20 protein-coding genes are annotated in these 20,185 nt (G+C 69.7%); 13 read left to right on the top strand and 7 right to left on the bottom strand.

The window, feature by feature from the left end:
* Window positions 1-120: 120 nt before the first annotated feature.
* Window positions 121-738, top strand: a complete 618-nt coding sequence (locus tag G6N31_RS11160; protein WP_098002001.1) for a hypothetical protein — start codon at window positions 121-123, stop codon at window positions 736-738.
* A 19-nt stretch (window positions 739-757) separates the two neighbouring features.
* Here G6N31_RS11160 and G6N31_RS11155 read toward each other — a convergent pair whose 3' ends face one another.
* Window positions 758-1,012, bottom strand: a complete 255-nt coding sequence (locus tag G6N31_RS11155) for a DUF2631 domain-containing protein (RefSeq protein WP_098002000.1) — start codon at window positions 1,010-1,012, stop codon at window positions 758-760.
* A 100-nt stretch (window positions 1,013-1,112) separates the two neighbouring features.
* On the opposite strand from G6N31_RS11155, the gene G6N31_RS11150 reads away from it, so the two are divergent.
* Window positions 1,113-1,946 (top strand): mycofactocin-coupled SDR family oxidoreductase, encoded by an 834-nt coding sequence (locus G6N31_RS11150; protein WP_098001999.1) that lies wholly within the window; start codon window positions 1,113-1,115, stop codon window positions 1,944-1,946.
* A 1-nt stretch (window position 1,947) separates the two neighbouring features.
* On the opposite strand, the gene G6N31_RS11145 is transcribed toward G6N31_RS11150, so the two are convergent.
* Complete coding sequence (locus G6N31_RS11145) at window positions 1,948-3,294, bottom strand: cryptochrome/photolyase family protein (protein WP_098001998.1); 1,347 nt, start codon at window positions 3,292-3,294, stop codon at window positions 1,948-1,950.
* 76 nt (window positions 3,295-3,370) lie between these two features.
* Between G6N31_RS11145 and G6N31_RS11140 the strand changes: the two genes are divergently transcribed.
* Window positions 3,371-4,255, top strand: coding sequence for a TIGR03619 family F420-dependent LLM class oxidoreductase (locus tag G6N31_RS11140; RefSeq protein ID WP_098001997.1), 885 nt, complete (start codon window positions 3,371-3,373; stop codon window positions 4,253-4,255).
* 105 nt (window positions 4,256-4,360) lie between these two features.
* Here G6N31_RS11140 and G6N31_RS11135 read toward each other — a convergent pair whose 3' ends face one another.
* Window positions 4,361-4,942 (bottom strand): fasciclin domain-containing protein, encoded by a 582-nt coding sequence (locus tag G6N31_RS11135; RefSeq protein ID WP_098002058.1) that lies wholly within the window; start codon window positions 4,940-4,942, stop codon window positions 4,361-4,363.
* A gap of 206 nt (window positions 4,943-5,148) precedes the next feature.
* Window positions 5,149-5,829, bottom strand: coding sequence for a fasciclin domain-containing protein (locus G6N31_RS11130; RefSeq protein WP_098001996.1), 681 nt, complete (start codon window positions 5,827-5,829; stop codon window positions 5,149-5,151).
* 185 nt (window positions 5,830-6,014) lie between these two features.
* Between G6N31_RS11130 and dxr the strand changes: the two genes are divergently transcribed.
* From dxr to G6N31_RS11095, 7 genes are all read left to right on the top strand, one after another.
* Window positions 6,015-7,199 carry a 1-deoxy-D-xylulose-5-phosphate reductoisomerase gene (dxr, locus tag G6N31_RS11125; RefSeq protein WP_098002057.1) on the top strand — a complete coding sequence of 395 codons (1,185 nt, stop codon included), beginning with the start codon at window positions 6,015-6,017 and terminating at the stop codon, window positions 7,197-7,199.
* Window positions 7,200-7,227: 28 nt separating this feature from the next.
* The gene (locus G6N31_RS11120) at window positions 7,228-8,466 is read left to right on the top strand and encodes a M50 family metallopeptidase (protein WP_098001995.1); all 1,239 of its coding nucleotides are present in this window, start codon (window positions 7,228-7,230) and stop codon (window positions 8,464-8,466) included.
* Between the two features lie 29 nt (window positions 8,467-8,495).
* A complete protein-coding gene (gene ispG, locus G6N31_RS11115; protein WP_098001994.1) occupies window positions 8,496-9,662 on the top strand; it encodes a flavodoxin-dependent (E)-4-hydroxy-3-methylbut-2-enyl-diphosphate synthase in 1,167 nt (388 codons plus the stop codon).
* Between the two features lie 52 nt (window positions 9,663-9,714).
* Complete coding sequence (locus G6N31_RS11110; RefSeq protein WP_098001993.1) at window positions 9,715-10,578, top strand: GNAT family N-acetyltransferase; 864 nt, start codon at window positions 9,715-9,717, stop codon at window positions 10,576-10,578.
* 38 nt (window positions 10,579-10,616) lie between these two features.
* Window positions 10,617-11,279 carry a GNAT family N-acetyltransferase gene (locus G6N31_RS11105; protein WP_098001992.1) on the top strand — a complete coding sequence of 221 codons (663 nt, stop codon included), beginning with the start codon at window positions 10,617-10,619 and terminating at the stop codon, window positions 11,277-11,279.
* A gap of 120 nt (window positions 11,280-11,399) precedes the next feature.
* Complete coding sequence (locus G6N31_RS11100; protein ID WP_098001991.1) at window positions 11,400-13,202, top strand: penicillin-binding transpeptidase domain-containing protein; 1,803 nt, start codon at window positions 11,400-11,402, stop codon at window positions 13,200-13,202.
* A 34-nt stretch (window positions 13,203-13,236) separates the two neighbouring features.
* A complete protein-coding gene (locus G6N31_RS11095; RefSeq protein WP_098001990.1) occupies window positions 13,237-13,851 on the top strand; it encodes a DUF1707 SHOCT-like domain-containing protein in 615 nt (204 codons plus the stop codon).
* On the opposite strand, the gene G6N31_RS11090 is transcribed toward G6N31_RS11095, so the two are convergent.
* Window positions 13,852-14,238: a PaaI family thioesterase gene (locus G6N31_RS11090; RefSeq protein ID WP_098001989.1), complete on the bottom strand. Its 387-nt coding sequence runs from the start codon at window positions 14,236-14,238 to the stop codon at window positions 13,852-13,854.
* Between the two features lie 22 nt (window positions 14,239-14,260).
* On the opposite strand from G6N31_RS11090, the gene map reads away from it, so the two are divergent.
* The 3 genes from map to G6N31_RS11075 all read left to right on the top strand — a co-directional run bounded on the left by map (window position 14,261) and on the right by G6N31_RS11075 (window position 16,402).
* Entirely contained in the window at window positions 14,261-15,121 is an 861-nt protein-coding gene (gene map, locus G6N31_RS11085) for a type I methionyl aminopeptidase (RefSeq protein WP_098001988.1), read from the top strand.
* Window positions 15,118-15,777: a hypothetical protein gene (locus tag G6N31_RS11080; RefSeq protein ID WP_098001987.1), complete on the top strand. Its 660-nt coding sequence runs from the start codon at window positions 15,118-15,120 to the stop codon at window positions 15,775-15,777. Before map ends, G6N31_RS11080 begins: the two co-directional genes overlap by 4 nt.
* Window positions 15,778-15,838: 61 nt before the next feature.
* A complete protein-coding gene (locus G6N31_RS11075; RefSeq protein WP_098001986.1) occupies window positions 15,839-16,402 on the top strand; it encodes an alpha/beta fold hydrolase in 564 nt (187 codons plus the stop codon).
* 2 nt (window positions 16,403-16,404) lie between these two features.
* On the opposite strand, the gene ngg is transcribed toward G6N31_RS11075, so the two are convergent.
* Both ngg and G6N31_RS11065 read right to left on the bottom strand, forming a co-directional pair.
* Window positions 16,405-18,168 (bottom strand): N-acetylglutaminylglutamine synthetase, encoded by a 1,764-nt coding sequence (gene ngg, locus G6N31_RS11070; RefSeq protein WP_098001985.1) that lies wholly within the window; start codon window positions 18,166-18,168, stop codon window positions 16,405-16,407.
* On the bottom strand, window positions 18,165-19,970 hold the full coding sequence (locus G6N31_RS11065) for an N-acetylglutaminylglutamine amidotransferase (protein WP_098001984.1): 1,806 nt from the start codon (window positions 19,968-19,970) through the stop codon (window positions 18,165-18,167). The genes ngg and G6N31_RS11065 overlap by 4 nt, the downstream gene beginning before the upstream one ends.
* Between the last annotated feature and the right edge of the window lie 215 nt (window positions 19,971-20,185).

The raw sequence follows: 20,185 nt of genomic DNA, 5'->3' as shown, positions 1-20,185 counted from the left end.
GCGCGGACGCCGGCCGCGGCCACGTCGAGATCATATTGACGCTTTACAGATCTGCGGAGAACTGTCACGCTGAGTGGGTGCGCCGCCGGGTGGCGCGGCATGCTTCGGAGGAGGCGGACGGTGAGTACTGGCACGTTCGAAAGGCGCGCCGATGACGGCCGGGACGACGGCACGGTCGTGCGGTTCGACCGTACGGAGGCGGCAGCCCGGACGCTCGCGGAGCCCCGTCTGACCTACGACCTGACGGTCGTGGCGACCGACATTCCCGGCGTCGTCGCCTCGGCGGGCGGTTGGCTCTGCGACCGCGTCCGCGCGGGCTGGCAGGTCAGGGTCGTCGTTCCGGCAGGCCAGGATGTGGGCCCGCTGCAGATCATGGGGGTGGAGGCGGAGATCGGCCGGTCGGGGCTCGACGCGCTGGCCCAGCGCAGAGCCGCCGCATGGGCGGTGGACGCGGCGATCCTCGATGCCGACGCCGGAATCCGGGGCGAGGTGCAGCGCGCCGTCGAGCAGGGGTGCAGAGAGGTGACGGTCTGGGGCGGCTCGGCGCTGTGTGCGTCCGATCGCCGATTCACCGCAGTACGGCATCGGCTGAGCGCCGCCGCCCGCGCATTCAAGAAGTACGCGCAGGCGAGCGCGGGTTTGGGTACCGACGTGCCGCCCGTCGAGGACTTCCTCAGCGCTGCGCTGTGGTACGCCACCGACGGCGCCGATCTGGTGCCGGTCTCGGCGGACGGATAGCCGCCGGGTCTGCTCGAATCTAGTGGCGGTCGCGGTAGCGGTGCACCCACCAGCTGCGGGCCGTGAAGGCCAGCACGATGGCGGCGAACCCGACCATGAACCAGTCCTCGACACGGCCGGTGTGGTTGCCGTGGATCATCAGCAGCAGGAAACCGGCGGCGAGCAGACCACCGATCTGGAAGAACCGGGGGCTCTCCGAGGACCAGCCCCACTCCGCGGACGGCACTTCCTCGACGTCGACGCCGGTCCGGCGTTCCACCTCGGTGCTTGCCACAGCTGCTCCTCACGATCGGGCGGCATGTCTTGCGCTCATTCTGGCACAGCCCTACTACACGGCGCCGTAGTGCTGCCCGTTGCGCACTAGGCTGACCCGGATGTCAGGACAGCTGGCCGACAAGGTCGCCTTCATCACCGGGGCCGCACGCGGCCAGGGCCGTGCGCACGCCGTGCGGTTCGCCAGAGAGGGCGCCGACATCATCGCGGTGGACCTGTGCGGGCAGATCGACAGCGTGGCTTATCCGATGGCCACCCTCGAGGATCTGCAGGAGACGGTCCGAATGGTCGAGGCCACCGGGCGGCGCATCGTGGCCGAGCCGGCCGACGTCCGTGACCGCGACCGCTTGGCCGAGGTCGTGGCGCGCGGAGTCGAGCGGTTCGGCCGGCTGGACTTCGTGCTCGCCAACGCCGGCATCCTGCCTGCCGGGGGCCGGCAGGCGCACGACATCACGGCCTACACCGACGCGGTCGCCGTCATGCTCAACGGCGTCTATTTCACCGTCGAGGCGGCGCTGCCGGCCCTGCTGCGCAACCCGGACGGCGGTGCCGTCGTGATCACCAGCTCGGCGGCCGGCTTCAAACCCGTCAGTACGGAATTCGGCACCATGAACCACGGGGCCGCCGGATACACCGCTGCCAAGCACGGCGTGATCGGACTGATGCGGCACTTCGCGCGTTCGCTGGCCGAGAAGAACATCCGCGTCAACACGGTGCACCCCGGCGGCGTCGCGACGCCGATGGTGCTCAACGAGGCGCTGGCCGAATGGGTGGGTGAGTATCCGTCATTCGGCGAGTCGCAGCGCCCGCTGCTGAACCTGCCGATGATGACGCCCGACGACGTCAGCGACACCATGGTCTACCTGTGCGGTCCGGCGGGGCGCTACATCACCGGGGTGACGCTCCCGGTGGATGCCGGGCTGACGCTGAAATAGCTCAGCGCAGCGCGTTGTAGCGGCGCAGCGCCTCGGCCCGTTCCTGTTTGTGGTCGACGATCGGCTCCGGATAGTCGGCCGGGCGGTCGGCGCCGAGCCGGTGCACGTCGACGTCGTCGGGCAACCCGGCGAGCTCGTCGACCCAGCGCCGGACATAGGCGCCCGACGGATCGAATTTGGCCCCCTGCAAGGCAGGATTGAACACCCGGAAGTACGGCGCCGCATCGGTGCCGCTACCGGCCACCCACTGCCAACCGTGCTGGTTGTTCGCCAGATCCCCGTCGGCGAGCTGCTCGAGGAACCAGCGCGCGCCCCACTGCCACGGCAGGTGCAGATCCTTGACCAGAAACGACGCCACGACCATGCGCACCCGGTTGTGCAGGAAACCCGTCGCCGCCAGCTGACGCATCCCCGCGTCGACGATCGGGAAGCCGGTCCGGCCCGTTTTCCAGGCCTCGAACGCCTGCTCCGCGTCGCGGCCCTGATCGACCTCGATGGCATTGAAGGCCTCGTTGAAGTTCCACCACGCGCTATCCGGCCACTCGTGCAGCACCGACGCGTAGAAGTCACGGAATGCCAGCTCGCGCAGGTAAGCCTGCGCGCCTTTGCCGCGGCCGAGGTCCGCGGCCAACGTGCGGGGATGGATGCTGCCGAACTTCAGATGCGCCGACATCCGGCTGGTTCCCGGCACGTCGGGCCGGTTGCGTCGCTCGTCGTAGGACTTCAGGCCGTCGCGGGTGAACTGCTGCCACTGCCGGCGGGCGGCGGCTTCACCGGCGGGCACGTCGAGGTCGGCCCCCATGTCGGGCAGGCTGGTGACCCCGCGCAGACCCGGCACCTCGGCCGGGTCGATCCAGTTGGCCGACCTTGCCGAGGACTCCGCCGGAGGACGCCACCCATGGTCCCGCCACGCCGCGAAGTACGGCGTGAACACTTTGAACGCAGTCCCGTCAGCCTTGCGGACCCGCCCCGGTGCCACCAGGTACGGCGAGCCGGTGGCCACCAATTCCACGTCGCCCAACGCCTCGCGCACCTGGGCATCGCGGCGCGTCGCGAACGGGGTGAACTCCTCGGACATGTGCACCGACGACGCGCCGACCGCATCGGCGATGCGAGGAATCTCGCTGCCGGGGTCGCCCTCGACGATGAGCAGCCGGCCGTCGAGACCGGCGCGAAGCTCGGTCAGCGCCGCATAGAGGTACTGCAGCCGCCGCGCCCCGGCCGAGGCGACAAGCCGACGATCGAGCACGTAGCAGGCCAGGACGTCGCCGTCGCCGTCCGCGGCGGCCAGCAGGGCGGGATGATCGGCGAGCCGCAGATCGCGGCGGAACCACAACACGGTGGGCATGCATTGATGCTGCCCGCAAAGTCCGCTAAAGAAACTAGGGGACAGTCGGGCAGGCAGGCGGAAGGGGACACGCGCGGTGCGATTCTGGTCAGGGACTGCGTTCATGAAGACCACCGAGGCCGTCGCGGTGGCCCGGATGCTCGACGAGGCGGGCTACGACGGGATGGTGACGTCGGACCACATGATCTATCCGCGCCACCTGCAGTCGACCTACCCCGATTCCGGCAGCGGGACCCCGCCGTGGCCGCCGGAGACGCCGTGGCCGGACGCATGGGTGCTCACCGGGGCGATGGCGGCGGTCACCACACGCCTGCGCTTCTCCAACGCGGTCTACATCGCTCCCGCGCGTCCGCTGCTGGAGGTCGCCAAACAGGTCGCCACCGCCGCGGTGCTCTCTGAGGGACGGGTCTCGCTCGCCGTCGGGGTCGGCTGGATGCGCGAGGAGTACGCGCTGATGGGGCAGGACTTCCGCACCCGGGGCAGCCGCCTCGACGAGATGATCCCGGCGCTGCGGGCGCTGTGGCGCGGGGGGTGGGTGTCATGGCATGGCCGTCACTACGACGTGCCCGAGATGATGATCGAACCGCACCCGCCGTCACCGGTGCCGATTCTGGCCGGCGGCGAGTCCGAGGCCGCGCTGCGCAGAGCCGCCGGCCTGTGCGACGGGTGGGTCGGTTACGCCTACCGGTGGGACGAAGCCGTCGGTTATGCGCGTCGGCTGACCGAGCTCCGGCGCGAATTCGGGCGTGAGCACGAGCACTTCGAGATTCTGCTCGCCCTGCTGGAGCCGCCGACGCCCGAACTCTATCTGCGTGCGCGGGACGCGGGGATCACCGCGGTGATGTGCGCCCCGTGGATGGGCGCCGAATCGCGGTCCGGGGGCGGCGACGGCGGGGTGGAACGTTTCCGGGGACCGATCGAGCGGTTCGCCGAGACGGTCATCGCCAAAGTCCGGGCTTGACGGCGCAGGACCGAACCTGTTGTCTGCGTGATTATTTCAGGATACGGGGCCCAGGGGTCGGGGGCTGGTCTTCCCCGACCCCCGGGCGCGACTGCGGGCCAGGGGTCAGGCGGGTGGCATCAGTACCGAGTCGATCAAATAGACCGTGGCGTTGGCGGTCTGAACCCCGCCGCACACCACCGATGCGTCGTTGACCATCAGCTGGTCGCCGTGACCGGTCACGGTCACGTCGGCGCCCTGGACGGTGGTGTGCGTGCCGACCACTGCCGACGGGTCGGCCTGCCCCGGAACCACGTGGTAGGTGAGGATATTCGTCAACAGCGGCGCGTCGGTCTTGAGCGTTTCGATCGTGGCCGGGTCGAGCTTGGCGAACGCCTCGTCGGTGGGCGCGAACACGGTGAACTCGGCACCGTTGAGCGTGTCGACCAGGTTCACCTGGGGGTTGAGCTGGCCGGACACCGCCTGGGTGAGCGTGGTCAGCAGCGGGTTGTTCGACGCGGCCACCGTGAGCGGCGACGCAGCCATGCCCTGCACCGAGCCGGGGCCTTCGGGCACCTGTGCGACATAGGCGGCGCACCCGGGTCCGACGGGGGCGGCGCCGGCTGTGGTGGCTGTGCCCAGGGCCAAGCCGATGGCGGCTGCCGCCGCAAATCCGGCTCCCGCCAAAGCTTTTCCGTTGACAGACATATCCTCGAGTTCCTTTCGCCGCAGCGGGCCGCCGGTGGCAGCCGCCATGTCTTTGTCGTCCTACACCCATTCTTCGGATCCGGTCGCCGTCCGGATGGGTTGCCGGAGCAAAGTTTTCGCAAATCGTGTTGAGCCCGCGCAGGCACCGCACACGCGAAATCCCCCGCCACGGCTTCGCGTAGCGGGGGATTCCGGGGGTCCGACGGTCAGTTGGCCGGCGGCATCAGCACCGTGTCGATCATGTACACCGTGGCGTTGGCGGTCTGCACGCCGCCGCACACCAGGCGGGCGTCGTTGACCATGAGGCCCTCGCCCTCGCCGGTCACGTTCAGTGTCGCGCCCTGCACCGTGGCGTGCTCGCCGGGCACCTGGTCGGGTGCGGCCTGGCCGGGCACCACGTGGTAGGTCAGGATGCTGGTCAGCAGATCGGAGTCGGTCCGCAGCTGATCCACCGTGGCCGGATCGAGCTTCGCGAACGCGTCATCGGTCGGCGCGAACACGGTGAACTCGTCGCCGTTGAGGGTGTCCACCAGGTTGACGTCGGGGTTCAGCTGACCGGAGAGCGCCTGGGTCAGGGTGGTGAGCATCGGGTTGTTCGACGCCGCGACGGTCACGGGGTCCGCGGCCATTCCGGCCACCGAACCGGGTCCTTCGGGCACCTGCTCGGCGTAGGCCGCGCACCCGCTGCCGACCAGGTTGGCGGCCGGGTCGGCCATCGCGCTGGTGGTCGGCGCCGCCGGCGAAGTGGTGGTCTGCTCAGCCATCGTGGTGGTGGTGGCCGTGTCGGTGGCCTCGGTGGAGCTGTCGCTGGAGCAGGCGGCGGCCCCGAACATCGCCATGGCTGCCAGGCTCGCTGCGGCAACCGTCTTCCGGTGAACTGTGATCATCACTTTCCATCCCTTCGCGGACGGACTCCTTTGCCCGTCCTGTGCTGACACACGTGATTCCCCACCGCCGGCGCTGCGGATGGGTGCCCGACCGCCACGTCACAGTTGCGTCACTTTTGCCGCCGCCGGTGCCGTCCCGTGGGCGAGGTGCGGGGCGCGTGGTCGCGGCGCGGCACAATGAACGGGTGACGGCAGCCGAGCAGCGGGACAGAGTGCGGGTGCTGATCCTGGGCAGCACCGGATCGATAGGCACCCAGGCGCTCGACGTCATCGCCGACAACCCGGACCGTTTCGAGGTGGTGGGGCTGGCCGCCGGAGGCGGCAACGCCGAACTGCTGGCCCGCCAACGCCGCCAGACCGGGGTGACCGGCATCGCCGTGGCCGACCCGGCTGCGGCGGCCACCGTCGGCGATGTGCCGTTCACCGGCCCGCGGGCGGCGACCCGGCTCGTCGAGTCCGTCGCCGAGACCACGGGCGTCGACGTCGTGCTCAACGCGCTGGTCGGCGCGCTCGGGTTGGAACCCACCCTGGCCGCGCTGGCCACCGGCGCACGGTTGGCGCTGGCGAACAAGGAGTCTTTGGTGGCGGGGGGGCCGCTGGTGCTCAAGGCCGCGGCCCCGGGACAGATCGTGCCGGTGGATTCCGAGCATTCCGCGCTGGCGCAGTGCCTGCGCGGCGGCAGTGCCGAGGAGGTGGCCAAGCTGGTGTTGACCGCCTCCGGGGGGCCCTTCCGCGGCTGGACCGCCGAGCAGCTCGAGGACGTCACCCCGGAGCAGGCCGGGGCGCATCCGACTTGGTCGATGGGGCCGATGAACACCTTGAACTCGGCCTCGCTGGTGAACAAGGGCCTCGAGCTGATCGAGACCCATCTGCTGTTCGGTGTCGACTACGACCGCATCGACGTCGTCGTGCATCCGCAGTCGATCGTGCATTCGATGGTGACGTTCACCGACGGCTCGACGCTGGCACAGGCCAGCCCCCCGGACATGAAGCTGCCGATAGCGCTGGCGCTCGGCTGGCCGGCGCGGATCCCGGGGGCTGCCCCGGCATGCGACTTCAGCACCGCATCGACCTGGGAGTTCGAGCCCCTCGACCACGACGTCTTCCCCGCCGTGGAGCTGGCTCGCGAGGCCGGCCGGCGCGGCGGCTGCCTGACCGCGGTGTACAACGCGGCCAACGAGGAGGCCGCGCAAGCCTTCCTGGACGGTCGCATCCGGTTCCCGGCGATCGTGCGCAGCGTGGCATCGGTGCTGCGCGCTGCCGACCAGTGGGCCGCAGAACCCGCTACCGTGGATGAGGTGCTCGCCGCGCAGCACTGGGCTCGCGAGCGGGTCCGACGCGCGGTCGCGCGCGAAACCGCAGGTACATAATGCTCGAGAAGGTAGAGGCTGCCGCCCCATGATGTTCGCGATCGGCATCGTGCTGTTTGCACTGGCCATCCTGTTGTCGGTGGCGCTGCATGAGTGCGGTCACATGTGGGTGGCCCGCGCCACCGGGATGAAGGTGCGTCGCTACTTCGTCGGTTTCGGCCCGACACTGTGGTCCACCCACCGGCCCAACAAGCTCGGTCAGACGGAGTACGGCGTCAAGGCGGTTCCGCTGGGCGGCTTCTGCGACATCGCCGGCATGACCTCGGTCGAGGAACTCGCGCCCGACGAGCGGCCCTACGCGATGTACAAGCAGAAGACCTGGAAGCGGGTGGCGGTGCTCGGCGCCGGCCCGGGGATGAACTTCGTCATCGGGCTGGCGCTGATCTACATGATCGCGATCGTCTGGGGCCTGCCGAACCTGCACCAGCCCACCACCGCCATGGTGGGGGAGACCTCGTGCGTGAAATCGGAAGTGACGCAGGGAACCCTGGGTGACTGCATCACCCCCAGCCCGGCGGCCGCGGCCGGCATCGAGGCCGGCGACGTCGTCGTCCGGGTCGGGGACACCCCGGTGGCCACCTTCGACGAGATGGTCTCGGCGGTGCGCGCGCTCAACGGACCGACCGAGTTCACCGTGCAGCGTGAGCGTGACGGTCAGACCCGCGAGTTCACCACCACGGTCGACGTCACCCCCAGCCAGCGCTTCGTCGCAGGCGCCGACGGGGCGCCCCCGCAACCCACCGACGTCGGCACGATCGGCGTCACCGCCGCCAGTTTCGCGCCGACGCAGTACAACCCGCTCGCGGCGGTGCCCGCGACGTTCGCATTCACCGGTGACCTCGCGGTCGAACTCGGCAAGGCGCTGGCCAAGATCCCGACCAAGGTCGGTGCGCTGGTCGAATCCATCGGCGGCGGCGAACGCGACCCCGAGACGCCGATCAGCGTGGTCGGGGCCAGCATCATCGGCGGTGACACCGTCGACGCCGGGCTGTGGGTGGCGTTCTGGTTCTTCCTGGCGCAGCTGAACTTCGTGCTCGGTGCGATCAACCTGGTGCCGCTGCTGCCGTTCGACGGCGGCCACATCGCGATCGCGGTGTTCGAGAAGATCCGCAACCTGTTCCGGTCTGCACGCGGGATCCTGCCGGCCGCGCCGGTGAACTACCTGAAGCTGATGCCCGCCACCTACGTCGTGCTGGTGCTGGTGGCCGGCTACATGCTGCTGACCGTGACCGCCGACCTGGTCAACCCGATCAGGTTGTTCCAATGACACTTCCGACCACAAGGGGAACGCAGTAGATGACTTCCATCGGACTGGGGATGCCGCCGGCGCCACCGCCGGTGCTGGCTCCCCGCCGCAAGACCCGCCAGTTGATGGTGCGCGACGTCGGCGTCGGCAGTGATCACCCGATCTCGGTGCAGTCGATGTGCACCACCAAGACCCACGACATCAACGCCACGCTGCAGCAGATCGCCGAGCTGACCGCGTCTGGTTGCGACATCGTGCGGGTGGCCTGCCCGCGCCAGGAAGACGCCGACGCCCTACCGGTGATCGCCCAGAAGTCGAAGATCCCGGTGATCGCCGACATCCACTTCCAGCCCAAGTACATCTTCGCCGCGATCGAGGCCGGATGCGCGGCCGTACGTGTCAACCCGGGCAACATCAAGGAGTTCGACGGCCGGGTCAAGGAGGTGGCCAAGGCCGCCGGAGACGCCGGTATCCCCATCCGCATCGGGGTCAACGCCGGCTCGCTGGACAAGCGCTTCCTGGAGAAGTACGGCAAGGCCACCCCGGAGGCGCTGGTGGAGTCCGCGTTGTGGGAAGCCTCGCTGTTCGAGGAACACGGTTTCGGGGACATCAAGATCAGTGTCAAGCACAATGATCCGGTCGTCATGGTCGCGGCCTACGAACAACTCGCCGCGCAGTGCGACTACCCGCTGCACCTCGGAGTCACCGAGGCCGGGCCGGCGTTCCAGGGCACGATCAAGTCTGCCGTCGCATTCGGCGCGCTGCTCAGTAAGGGCATCGGTGACACCATCCGGGTGTCGCTGTCGGCGCCGCCCGCCGAAGAGGTGAAGGTGGGCAACCAGATCCTGGAGTCGCTGAACCTGCGGCCGCGCGGGCTGGAGATCGTGTCGTGCCCGTCGTGTGGCCGCGCCCAGGTCGACGTGTACACACTGGCCAACGAGGTGACCGCCGGGCTCGAGGGAATGGACGTCCCGCTGCGGGTCGCGGTGATGGGGTGCGTGGTCAACGGACCCGGCGAGGCCCGGGAGGCCGACCTCGGGGTGGCGTCCGGAAACGGCAAGGGGCAGATCTTCGTCAAAGGCGAGGTCATCAAGACCGTCCCGGAGGCGCAGATCGTCGAGACGCTGATCGAAGAGGCGCTGCGACTGGCCGAGGAAATGGGCGTGGAACCCAGTGGACAGGATGCGCCCGGTTCGCCGATCGTCACCGTAAGCTGAGGGGATAGCCGCCCGATCGGGCCGGCCGCCGGATTGTCGAGAAAGAGTCCACATGTCGGCTCCCCCGCTTTTTCGCCTCGTTGATGAGCGAAGGGTCTCGGTGGTACGCGACGCCCGGGACCTCGCGGCGGTGCGGCGGGTGCTCGACGAAGATCCCGTGGCGTCCTGCATGGTCGCGTCCCGGGTGGCCGAACACGGAATCGAGCCGGCCGCCATCGGCGGCGAACTGTGGACGCGCCGCCGAGCCTCGGAGTCCCTGTGCTTTGCTGGCGCCAACCTGATCCCCCTGCGGGGTGGCCCGGGTGACCTGAATGCGTTCGCCGACAAGGCAATGAGTACGGCACGGCGCTGTTCCTCGCTGGTGGGCCGGTCCGAGCTGGTGCTGCCGATGTGGCAGCGGCTGGAACCGGTCTGGGGGCCGGCCCGCGATGTGCGCGCACATCAACCGCTGATGGTGCTCGACACCGCGCCGGCCAGCGCCCTGGACCCCGCGGTGCGACCGGTGCGCATGGAGGAACTCGACGCCTACCTCGTCGCCGCCATCGACATGTTCATCGGCGAGGTCGGCATCGACCCGCGCACCGGCGACGGAGGTCGCGGATACCGGCGACGGGTCGCCGGACTGATCGCTGCCGGCCGCGCCTGGGCCCGCTTCGAGCGCGGACAGGTGGTGTTCAAAGCGGAGGTCGGCTCACAGTCGCCGGCCGTCGGTCAGATCCAGGGCGTGTGGGTGCACCCCGACTACCGGGGCCGCGGTCTGGGCACCGCGGGCACCGCCACGTTGGCCGCGGCGATCGTGGCCGGCGGCCGCATCGCGAGCCTGTACGTCAACAGCTTCAACACCGTGGCCCGCGCCACCTACGCGCGGGTGGGGTTCACCGAGGTCGCGTCGTTCGCCACCGTGCTGCTCGACTGAGATTTCTCCCGGACCGGCCACCACTTACGCTTCCCGACATGACCGACGACGCGCGTGCCGAACGCCGACTGATCGCCGACACGCTTGTCGCCGCGCTGGAGCGTCGCCACGAGGTCCTCGATGCCGTCGTCGCCTCCGAGGACTACGACGCGGCCATCGAGGCGCTGGCTGACCTGCTCGATGCCCCGCCCCCGGCAGCAGAGGCCGTGTTGCGGCTGTCATTCCACCGGCTGACCCGGGTGGCGCGCCGTCGCATCGCCGCCGAACTGGAGAACCTCGCCGACGACGAGCCTGCGGTGTCGATCAGCGCACCGACGCCGGGCCCCGCCCGCCGGTTGCAGCTGCGGCCGTTCCATCCCGACACCGACCGCGACGTGTTCGCCGCCCGCACCGCCGACGTGCGATCTGCCGGCGACGGCACCGCCAAGCCTGCGGGCGAGCTGGACGACGAGATCCGCGACGCGGTGGCCCGGGTCGCCGCCGAGGAGGCGGCGTGGTTCATCGCCGAGGTCGGCGCCACCAAGGTCGGCATGGTCTTCGGCGAACTGTCCGACGGTGAGATCGACGTACGGATCTGGATCCATCCTGCCCACCGCAAGCAGGGCTACGGCACCGCCGCGCTGCGCGCGTCCCGCTCGGAGCTGGCCGCATACTTCCCCGCGGTACCGCTGGTCGTGCGCGCGCCGGCCGCCGGCGGCTGAGCCCGCCGACCAGCGCGAGGGCAGCCGGCACCCCCGGTTGCCGTGGTCCGCGCGAAATACGTGCTGTCCCCGCGGTGCGCCTGCGCCGAAATCAGACCGTGACTTTTAACATCAGTCTCGATGGCAACACGAGTCTCATCCGTATCAGCAATCGCAGCAATCGTGGCGCTGGTCGTCACGCTGGCCGGGTGCACGCCACGCCCCGACGGCCCCGAGCCGGTGGCCGAGGAGTTCTTCGCCGCGCTGGCCACTGGTGACACGGGGGCTGCCGCCCAGCTCGCCGACCGGCCCGACCCGGCCAGAGCGGCGCTGAACGAAGCCTGGGCGGGGCTGCAGGCAACCGGGCTCGACGCCCAGATCCTGAGCTCGAAGTACGCCGAAGACACCGGCACCATCAACTACCGGTACACCTGGCATCTGCCCAGGAACCGGAGCTGGACCTATGACGGTGCGCTGAACATGGTGCGCGTCGGCGGCCGGTGGGAGGTGCGCTGGAGCGCGACCGGCCTGCATCCGCGGCTCGGGGAGAACCAGACCTTCGAGCTGCGCGCCCAGACCCCGCCGCGAGCCGCGGTGCACGAGCGCACCGGCACCAACGTGCTGGTTCCCGGGTTCCGCTACCACTTCGCCCTCGACGCCAGGGACGCCGGCGCGCAGCTGATGCCCACCGCGCGCGTCGTCGCCGACGTCCTGCGTCCTTTCACCGACGTGCTGGATCCGCAGCTCCTCGCCGAACAGGCCAGCTCGTCGGACGGCGCGCTCAGCCTCATCACGCTGCGCCAAGCCGACCATGATGCGGTCGTCGGCGCGCTGGCACCGCTGCCCGGCGTGGTGATCACCCCGCAACCGGACCTGGTGCCCACCGACGAGGAGTTCGCACCCGCGGTGATCAACGACGTCAAGAGCAGCGTGGCCGATCAGCTCGACGGCGAGCCCGGGTGGCGCGTGGTCACGGTCAACCAGAACGGGGTCGACGTCGACGTGCTGCACGAGGTGGCCGGCCAGCCGGCGCCGTCGGTGCGCATCACGCTGGACCGGTCGGTGCAGAACGCTGCCCAGAACGCCGTCGACACCACCGGAAAACAGGCCATGATCGTGGTGCTCAAACCGTCGACCGGCGAGATCCTGGCCGTGGCGCAGAACGCCGCGGCCGACCGGGACGGGCCGGTGGCGACCATGGGGCTCTACCCACCCGGGTCGACGTTCAAGATCGTCACCGCCGCGGCCGCGATGGAACGCGACATGGCCACGCCGAACACCCTGCTGGGCTGCCCGGGCCGGATGGACATCGGGCACCGTACGGTGCCCAACTACGGCGGCTTCGACCTCGGCACGGTTCCGATGTCGCGGGCGTTCGCGAGTTCCTGCAACACCACGTTCGCCGAGCTGGCCAGCCGGATGCCGCCGCGCGGGCTGACCCAGGCGGCTTCGCAGTACGGCATCGGGCCCGACTACAAGGTCGCCGGTCTGCGGACCGTGACCGGGTCGGTGCCGCCGACGGTGAATCTGACCGAACGCACCGAGGACGGTTTCGGTCAGGGCAAGGTGGTGGCCAGTCCGTTCGGGATGGCGCTGGCCGCGGCGACCGTCGCCGCCGGACGCACCCCGGTGCCGCGTCTGATCGAGGGGCGGGAGACGGAGGTCTCCGGCACGGCAGAACCCAGCCCCGAGGTGGTCGAGGGGCTGCGGCCGATGATGCGGTTGGTGGTGACCAACGGCACCGCCGAGGATCTGCAGGGCGCGGGGGATGTGCGCGGCAAGACCGGTGAGGCCGAGTTCGCCGGCGGGTCGCACTCCTGGTTCACCGGCTACCGGGGCGACATGGCCTTCTCGGCACTGATCGTGGGGGGCGGGAGTTCGGAGTACGCGGTGCGCATGCTCAAGGGCATGCTCGACGCGCTGCCGCCGGACTATCAGGCCTGATCGCGGCCCGCGCGCGGCGTACCGTGGAAGGGCCATGACTGCCGACCAGCACCGCCGCTACCCGCCCGAGGCGGTCGAGATGAGGATCTCCGACGCCGATCGCAACGGCACCCTGCGCCGTCTGCACAACGCGGTCGCGCTGGGCCTGATCGACATCGGGGAGTTCGAGGAGCGTTCGGCGATGGTGTCGCAGGCGCGGTTGCGCTCCGACCTCGACGCGCTGGTCGGCGACCTGCCCGGCCCCGGCGCGATCGTGACCTCCGCCGCCGACCGGGTGGAGTTGCGCGGGGTGCTGGGGTCGCTCAAGCGGCATGGCGAGTGGGTGGTGCCGTCCCGGCTGGCGCTGCACCGCCGAATGGGATCGGTCGACCTGGACCTGACCCGTGCCAAGTTCGCAGGTCCCATCGTCGTCATCGAGCTCGACATGAGGTTCGGCGGTCTCGAACTACGGCTGCCCGAAGGAGCCAGCGCATCCATCGATGATGTCGAGGTCAACGTCGGCAGCGCACATGACCACCGCAAGGACGCCCCCGCCGAAGGTAACCCGCACGTGATCCTGACCGGCAAGGTGGTGTTCGGGTCGGTCGACGTGCGCGGTCCCCGCAAGTCGTGGCGGGGCCGCGGGCCCCGGCTGCTGCGCGCGGACTGATCAGCGCGGGTCGAGGACGGCGAAGCTCAAGGTGGCCCGCGCAGCCAACCGGTCGCGGGCCGCGTCGGTGACGTCGACGGCGATCACCGAGAGCCGGCGACCGGCACGCACCACCGTCGCCTCCGCCCGTGCCGGGCCGTCGAGGATCGGCGCCAGGAAGTGGACCGTCATGTCCGCGGTCGTGACATCCTGCCCCGGGCCGACGTGGCGGTCGGCCAGCCGGCCGGCGGCGATGTCGATCAACGTCGCGACCAGCCCGCCCTGCAGGGCGCCCCGCCGATTGACCAGGTCCGGTCGGTTGGCCAGCTCGATGATCAGCCGTTCGTCGGTGTCCTCGACGTCACGGAAGTCCAGCTGGGCGAACAAATGTCCCGGGGTGACCTGCATGGGCGAACGCTAGCATTGCTACATGTCAGTTCGGACTGCCCTACGGCCCGGTGTGGTGTCGCCGACGCTACCGGTGCCCACGTCGATTCCCCGCCCGGAGTACGTCGGCAAGCCGACGGCCGCGGAGGGCTCGGAGCCGTGGGTGCAGACTCCCGAGGTGATCGAGAAGATGCGCATCGCGGGCCGCATCGCCGCCGGCGCGCTGGCCGAGGCCGGCAAGGCCGTCGCCCCCGGCGTCACCACCGATCACCTGGACCGGATCGCCCACGACTACATGGTCGACCACGGCGCCTACCCCTCGACGCTGGGCTACAAGGGCTTCCCGAAATCGTGCTGCACGTCGCTGAACGAGGTGATCTGCCACGGGATCCCCGACTCGACGGTCATCGAGGACGGGGACATCGTCAACATCGACGTCACTGCCTACATCCACGGCGTGCACGGCGACACCAACGCGACGTTCCTGGCCGGCGACGTCGCCGAGGAACACCGGTTGCTCGTCGAGCGCACCCGCGAGGCCACGGTGCGCGCGATCAAGGCGGTCAAACCCGGCCGGGCGTTGTCCGTCGTCGGCCGGGTCATCGAGGCCTACGCGAATCGATTCGGCTACAACGTCGTTCGGGACTTCACCGGTCACGGCATCGGGACCACCTTCCACAACGGACTGGTGGTGCTGCACTACGACCAGCCGTCGGTGCAGACGGTGCTGGAGCCCGGGATGACGTTCACGATCGAGCCGATGGTCAACCTCGGCAGCTTGGACTACGAGATCTGGGACGACGACTGGACCGTCGTCACCAAGGACAAGAAGTGGACCGCACAGTTCGAACACACGCTGGTGGTCACCGACTCGGGCGCTGAGATCCTGACGCCGGCGCCATGAGCTGGCGGGCCGCGGGCGCGGCGCTGGTGGTGGTGCTGACGGCAGGCTGCTCGGCAGCCATCAGCGGCACCCCGACCTGGCCGGGGGCCCGACTCGAGCGGGTCCTGCTGACCGAGACAGACTTCCCGCCGGGGGTGCGTTACGAGCGCGTGGTCAAGGAGGCCGGGCAACCGGACTCGGCGGGGATGCCGCCGGCGATGTTGTCACGGCCGCGCGGTTGCAGCGACGCGCTGACGCGCGACATCGCCGCGACCGCCGAGCGAGGGCCCGGCAGCGCCGCGGAGTACGTCGTCGCCTACGACGGCGCGCGGATGCTCGTCACGGTGCTGAGCTGGCCGTTGAACCTCGAACGGCTGGCAGCCACGGCGCTACGGTGTGCCGAGTTCCGGACGTTCTTCGACCCGAGCGACCCCGGCATCCCGATGACGACGACCAAGATCGACGGCCCTCGTCCCGGCGCCCTGGTCTACCAGCAGACCATGGTGCTGCCCGGGTCTTCGAGCAGCATCTTCTTCTCCTTCGAGAACATCGGCGCCACAGCGGTGTTCGGCATCGCGTTCCCGACCCCGGACCCGTCCATTCCGGTCAAAGGGACGCTGCCGCAGACCTTTCTGGACGTGATCGACAAGCAGGCACAGCGGGCGCAGACCGGGTGAGTGCGGGTCAACAGGAGGGAAACCGGCCCACTGCGGGCACTGCTGGCGGTAGCGTGACGCAATGCCCTCTCCCTTGGTCACCGTCGATGGCTTCGGCGTACCCGTCGAGGTCGCCGGACCGGAGAAGGGCTCGGTGGTGGTGATGCTCGGCGCGGCGCAGAAGGCGCCGGCGGCCTACGAGCCGGTGTGCCAGCGGTTGCACACCGCATCGCTGAAAACCGTGGTGGTCGGGCCCGATCCGCGGTTGACCGCCAAGTCGGTGGTCGGCATTCTCGACGCGCTGGATGTGCCGTGGGCGCTGTTGGTGGGAGACCGTTCGGGCGGCGAGTTGGCCTGGGAGCTGGCGGCGACGCGGCTGGACCGGTTCATCGGCCTGGTGGTCGTCGATCGCGGCCACCCGCGGGTGGCCGACCACACCGGCGCGGTACGCGACGAGCACTGCCCACCGGTCGAGCTGAACACCACCGCGCTGGTCAGCAACAGCGCCGCACGCGCGGTGGCGCGCGCCAGTCAACGCTTCGTCTACGGCGAGTACCGGGTGGTCGACCTGCTGGGCCGCCGCCAGGCCGCGGATTCCACGGCGCAGTTGGCCGCCGAGATCGTGCTCCGCACCAGTACCTGGTGAACTTATCGGGGGGGCGCCTCGTCGGGGGTCCATGCCTGCGGCAGCCCGGGCTGATTGGGGAACAGGAAGTCGACGAATGCCGCCGCGGTGGGCTGCGGCTCGTGGTTGGCCAGCCCGGGCCGCTCGTTGGCTTCGATGAACACGTATTCGGGTTTGGTCACGTCGGGCACCAGCAGGTCGATGCCGGTCACCGGAATCCCGATGGCCTGGGCCGCGGACACGCCCACGCGGCACAACTCGGGGTGCACGCTGGCGGTGACGTCGTGGATGGTGCCGCCCTGGTGCAGGTTCGCGGTCCGGCGCACGCGCAGGCGCGTTCCCTCGGGCAGCACGTCGTCGAGTGAGTAGCCCCCCTCCTTGACCGTGTTCTCGGTCACCGCGTCCATCGGGATCCGGGACTCGCCACCGGTCGCCGCGGCACGGCGCCGGCTCTGGGCCTCGATGAGCTCGGCGATGGTGTGGCGGCCGGTGCCGACCACTTCGGCGGGCATCCGCAGCGCGGCGGCGACGACCTTGCCGTCGATCACCACCAGCCGCAGATCGTCGCCGGGAGCGCGCTGTTCGATGAGGACCTCGGGGTGTTGCTCCCGGGCACGGGCCAGCGCCGCGTCGAGTTCGTCGGGACCGTCCACTCCCACCGTGATGCCTTTGCCCTGCTCGCCGCGGGTGGGTTTGACGACGACGTCGCCGACCTCTTCGAGGAAGTCGTGGTCGGCCTGGTCGAACGTCGCGAGCCGGCCCCTGGGCACCACGATGCCGGCGTCGGAGACGATGCGGCGGGTCAGTCGCTTGTCGTCACACCTGCTCATCGCGACGGCAGAGGTGTACTCCGACAACGACTCCCGCGTGATCACGCTGCGGCCGCCGTGGGACAGGCGCATCTCCCCGGCCTCGGCGTCGAGCACCTCCACCCAGATACCACGGCGCATGGCCTCGTCGGCGATGATGCGCGCGTAGGGGTTGAGGTCGTCGACGGTCTCCGGGGGATGGGTGAACAGCGGCTCGTTGATGGCGTTCTTGCGCTTGACCGCCATCACGGGCACGCGGATGAAACCGAGCTTCTCGTAGAGCGCGATCGCCGCGGCGTTGTCGTGGGTGACCGACAGGTCCATATAGGCGCGTCCGCGCTTCCGGTACAGCGACGCCAGCGCGCGTGTCAGCGCCGCTCCCACACCCGGCAACGCCGCCGTCGGGTCCACGGCCAGCGTCCACAGGCTCGAACCGTTCTCCGGATCTTGGAACAGCGACGTGTGGTCGACGCCGGTCACCGTGCCGATCACCGTCCCGTCCTCGGTGACCGCGACGAGGTAGTCGACCGAGGGCTGGTTGCGGTGGTTGTCCCAGATCACCTCGGTGGGCGCCGGCACCATGCCGCACCGCACGTACACGCGGTTGATCTCGTCGGCGTCGGCGCGGCTGTGCAGGGTGCGCACGGTGAATCCGTTGAGCTGAGGACTCCTGTCCTCGACGTCGGCGAAGCGCAACCGGTAGGTGTGGCTGGGGTCGATGAACAGCTCGGCCGGCGCCTTGGACACCAGCACGTGCGGTTCGCGCGCGTAGATGCAGATGTCGCGGCGGCCTTGGGCCTCCCCGCGCAGCACGCTGGCCAGGCGCTCCGGATCGGCGAAGGTCTGACCGAACAGCAAACGGCCCCAACCGAGTTCGAGAACCACGTCGTCGGCCATCGCGTCGACGAGGTCCGGTGGTGACGCGTCGTGCAGGGCCAGGGTGATGGCCTCGCTGGGCTCGGCGGCGGGATCGGTCATGCTGCCGGTCCGCTGATGCCGTGCCGCTGCAACCACATTTCCAGCAGGGCTAGCTGCCACAGCTCGTTGCCCCGCAACGGTGTCAGCCGCCCGTTGGGATCGGCCAGCAGTCGGTCCACGGCCTCTGGGCGGAACAGGCCGCGCTCCTTGGCCGCCGGCGCGTACAGCGCGTCGCGGACCAGGTCCAGGTACGGCCCTTCCAGGTGGGTCAGCGCCGGAACCGGGAAGTAACCCTTGGGCCGGTCGATGACCTCTGACGGGATCACCTGTCGCGCAGCCTGTTTGAGTACGCCTTTGCCCTCGTAGGCGGTCTTGAGCTCCGGTGGACAGGTGGCGGCGAGCTCGACGAGATCGTGGTCGAGGAAGGGCACCCGGCCCTCGAGGCCCCAGGCCATCGTCATGTTGTCGACGCGTTTGACGGGGTCGTCGACCAGCATGACCATCGTGTCCAGCCGCAACGCACGGTCGACGCCCGTCTGCGCTCCGGCCCGGGCGAAGTGCTCGGTGACGAACAGTTCGCTGGGATCCCCGTCCGTCGCGAAGGCCGGCGAAACCAGCGACGTGTATCCGGCGTGATCGCGGTCGAAGAACGCGGCGCGGTAGCTGGCGACCGACCCCTCCAGCGATGCGGCCGCGGGCTCGCCCATCGGGGGATACCAGTGGTAGCCGGCGAACACCTCGTCGGCGCCCTGGCCCGACTGGACCACCTTGACGTGCTTGGCCACCTCTTCGGAGAGGAGGTAGAACGCCACGCAGTCGTGGCTGACCATCGGCTCGCTCATCGCGCCGATCGCACCGTCGAGGGCCGGCAGCATCCGGTCGGTGCCGATGCGGATCTGATGATGGTCGGTACCGAAACGCTCGGCGACGATGTCGGAGTACTTGAACTCATCGCCCTGCACGCCGCCGACCGACTCGAACCCGATCGAGAACGTTTTCAGACCGACCTGGCCGGCTTCGGCGAGCAGTCCGACGATCAGGCTGGAGTCCACGCCGCCGGACAGCAGGCACCCGACGGGCACGTCGGCGACCAGCCGCCGCTTGACGGCCGACCGCAGGGACTCCAGCACCGCGTCCTGCCAGTCCTGTTCGGACCAGTCGGCGCGGTCGGCGCGGCGGCTGAAGTCGGGCTCCCAGTACGTGGTGGTGGTGCGGCTGCCGTCGGGTTCGATCGCGATCAGTGTGGCCGGCGGCACCTTGCTGACCCCGCGCAGGATCGTGCGCGGCGGCGGGACCACCGAGTGGAAGGTCAGATAGTGGTGCAGCGCGACGGGATCGATGCGGGTGTCGATGTCGCCGCCGGCGAGCAGCGCGGGCAGCGACGACGCGAACCGGACTCGGTTGGCGTTCTCGCTGACGTAGAGGGGTTTGATACCGAGCCGGTCGCGGCCCAGCAGCACCCGCCCGCTGTCGCGCTCGACGATGGCGAACGCGAACATCCCCTTGAGGTGGTCGACGAACCGGTCGCCCCAGTGGTGGTAGCCCTTGAGCAACACCTCGGTGTCGCTGTGGGAGAAGAATCGGTAGCCGTGCGCACTGAGCTGGTCGCGCAGCTCCTCATAGTTGTAGATGCAGCCGTTCCAGGCCACGGCCAGGCCGAGATCGGAATCGACCATCGGCTGGGCGCCGGCCTCGCTGAGGTCGATGATCTTGAGCCGCCGGTGACCCAGCGCCACCCGGCCCTGCGACCACGCTCCTGCGGCGTCCGGCCCCCGCGGGGCCATGACCTCGGCCATCTGCGTGACGGCGGTGATATCGGGCGTTCGTCCGTCAAGGCGTACCTCGCCGGTGGCTCCACACACCTGTTCGACCCTACTCTGAGACGACATTCGCTGACCACACCGTAGCCGGGGCGCAGCCCGCGGCGCTCGGGTTATTTACCCCGGCTTCAACGGGCCAAACACGGCCCTGATCATCAAGATCGAGATTCGCGTCACACCGTCGCCCCTTCGGCGCACATTCGTCTATTGGTCTGGCGCCCGACCTTTGCGCGTGGCAACCTGGTGGGTCCGAGCAG

This window comes from Mycolicibacterium duvalii (assembly GCF_010726645.1).
GTDB classification, from domain to species: Bacteria; Actinomycetota; Actinomycetes; order Mycobacteriales; family Mycobacteriaceae; genus Mycobacterium; species Mycobacterium duvalii.
This window is presented reverse-complemented; position numbering and strand designations above follow the sequence as displayed.

Excerpts from the sequence above, each read along its gene's own strand:
- G6N31_RS11095 (WP_098001990.1), top strand. The coding sequence starts at position 13,237 with ATGACTGCCGACCAGCACCGCCGCTACCCGCCCGAGGCGGTCGAGATG.
- G6N31_RS11135 (WP_098002058.1), bottom strand. The coding sequence starts at position 4,942 with ATGTCTGTCAACGGAAAAGCTTTGGCGGGAGCCGGATTTGCGGCGGCA.
- G6N31_RS11080 (WP_098001987.1), top strand. The coding sequence starts at position 15,118 with ATGAGCTGGCGGGCCGCGGGCGCGGCGCTGGTGGTGGTGCTGACGGCA.
- ispG (WP_098001994.1), top strand. The coding sequence starts at position 8,496 with ATGACTTCCATCGGACTGGGGATGCCGCCGGCGCCACCGCCGGTGCTG.
- G6N31_RS11110 (WP_098001993.1), top strand. The coding sequence starts at position 9,715 with ATGTCGGCTCCCCCGCTTTTTCGCCTCGTTGATGAGCGAAGGGTCTCG.
- G6N31_RS11090 (WP_098001989.1), bottom strand. The coding sequence starts at position 14,238 with ATGCAGGTCACCCCGGGACATTTGTTCGCCCAGCTGGACTTCCGTGAC.
- map (WP_098001988.1), top strand. The coding sequence starts at position 14,261 with ATGTCAGTTCGGACTGCCCTACGGCCCGGTGTGGTGTCGCCGACGCTA.
- G6N31_RS11145 (WP_098001998.1), bottom strand. The coding sequence starts at position 3,294 with ATGCCCACCGTGTTGTGGTTCCGCCGCGATCTGCGGCTCGCCGATCAT.
- G6N31_RS11130 (WP_098001996.1), bottom strand. The coding sequence starts at position 5,829 with ATGATCACAGTTCACCGGAAGACGGTTGCCGCAGCGAGCCTGGCAGCC.
- G6N31_RS11105 (WP_098001992.1), top strand. The coding sequence starts at position 10,617 with ATGACCGACGACGCGCGTGCCGAACGCCGACTGATCGCCGACACGCTT.
- G6N31_RS11120 (WP_098001995.1), top strand. The coding sequence starts at position 7,228 with ATGATGTTCGCGATCGGCATCGTGCTGTTTGCACTGGCCATCCTGTTG.
- G6N31_RS11100 (WP_098001991.1), top strand. The coding sequence starts at position 11,400 with ATGGCAACACGAGTCTCATCCGTATCAGCAATCGCAGCAATCGTGGCG.
- G6N31_RS11075 (WP_098001986.1), top strand. The coding sequence starts at position 15,839 with ATGCCCTCTCCCTTGGTCACCGTCGATGGCTTCGGCGTACCCGTCGAG.
- ngg (WP_098001985.1), bottom strand. The coding sequence starts at position 18,168 with ATGACCGATCCCGCCGCCGAGCCCAGCGAGGCCATCACCCTGGCCCTG.
- G6N31_RS11150 (WP_098001999.1), top strand. The coding sequence starts at position 1,113 with ATGTCAGGACAGCTGGCCGACAAGGTCGCCTTCATCACCGGGGCCGCA.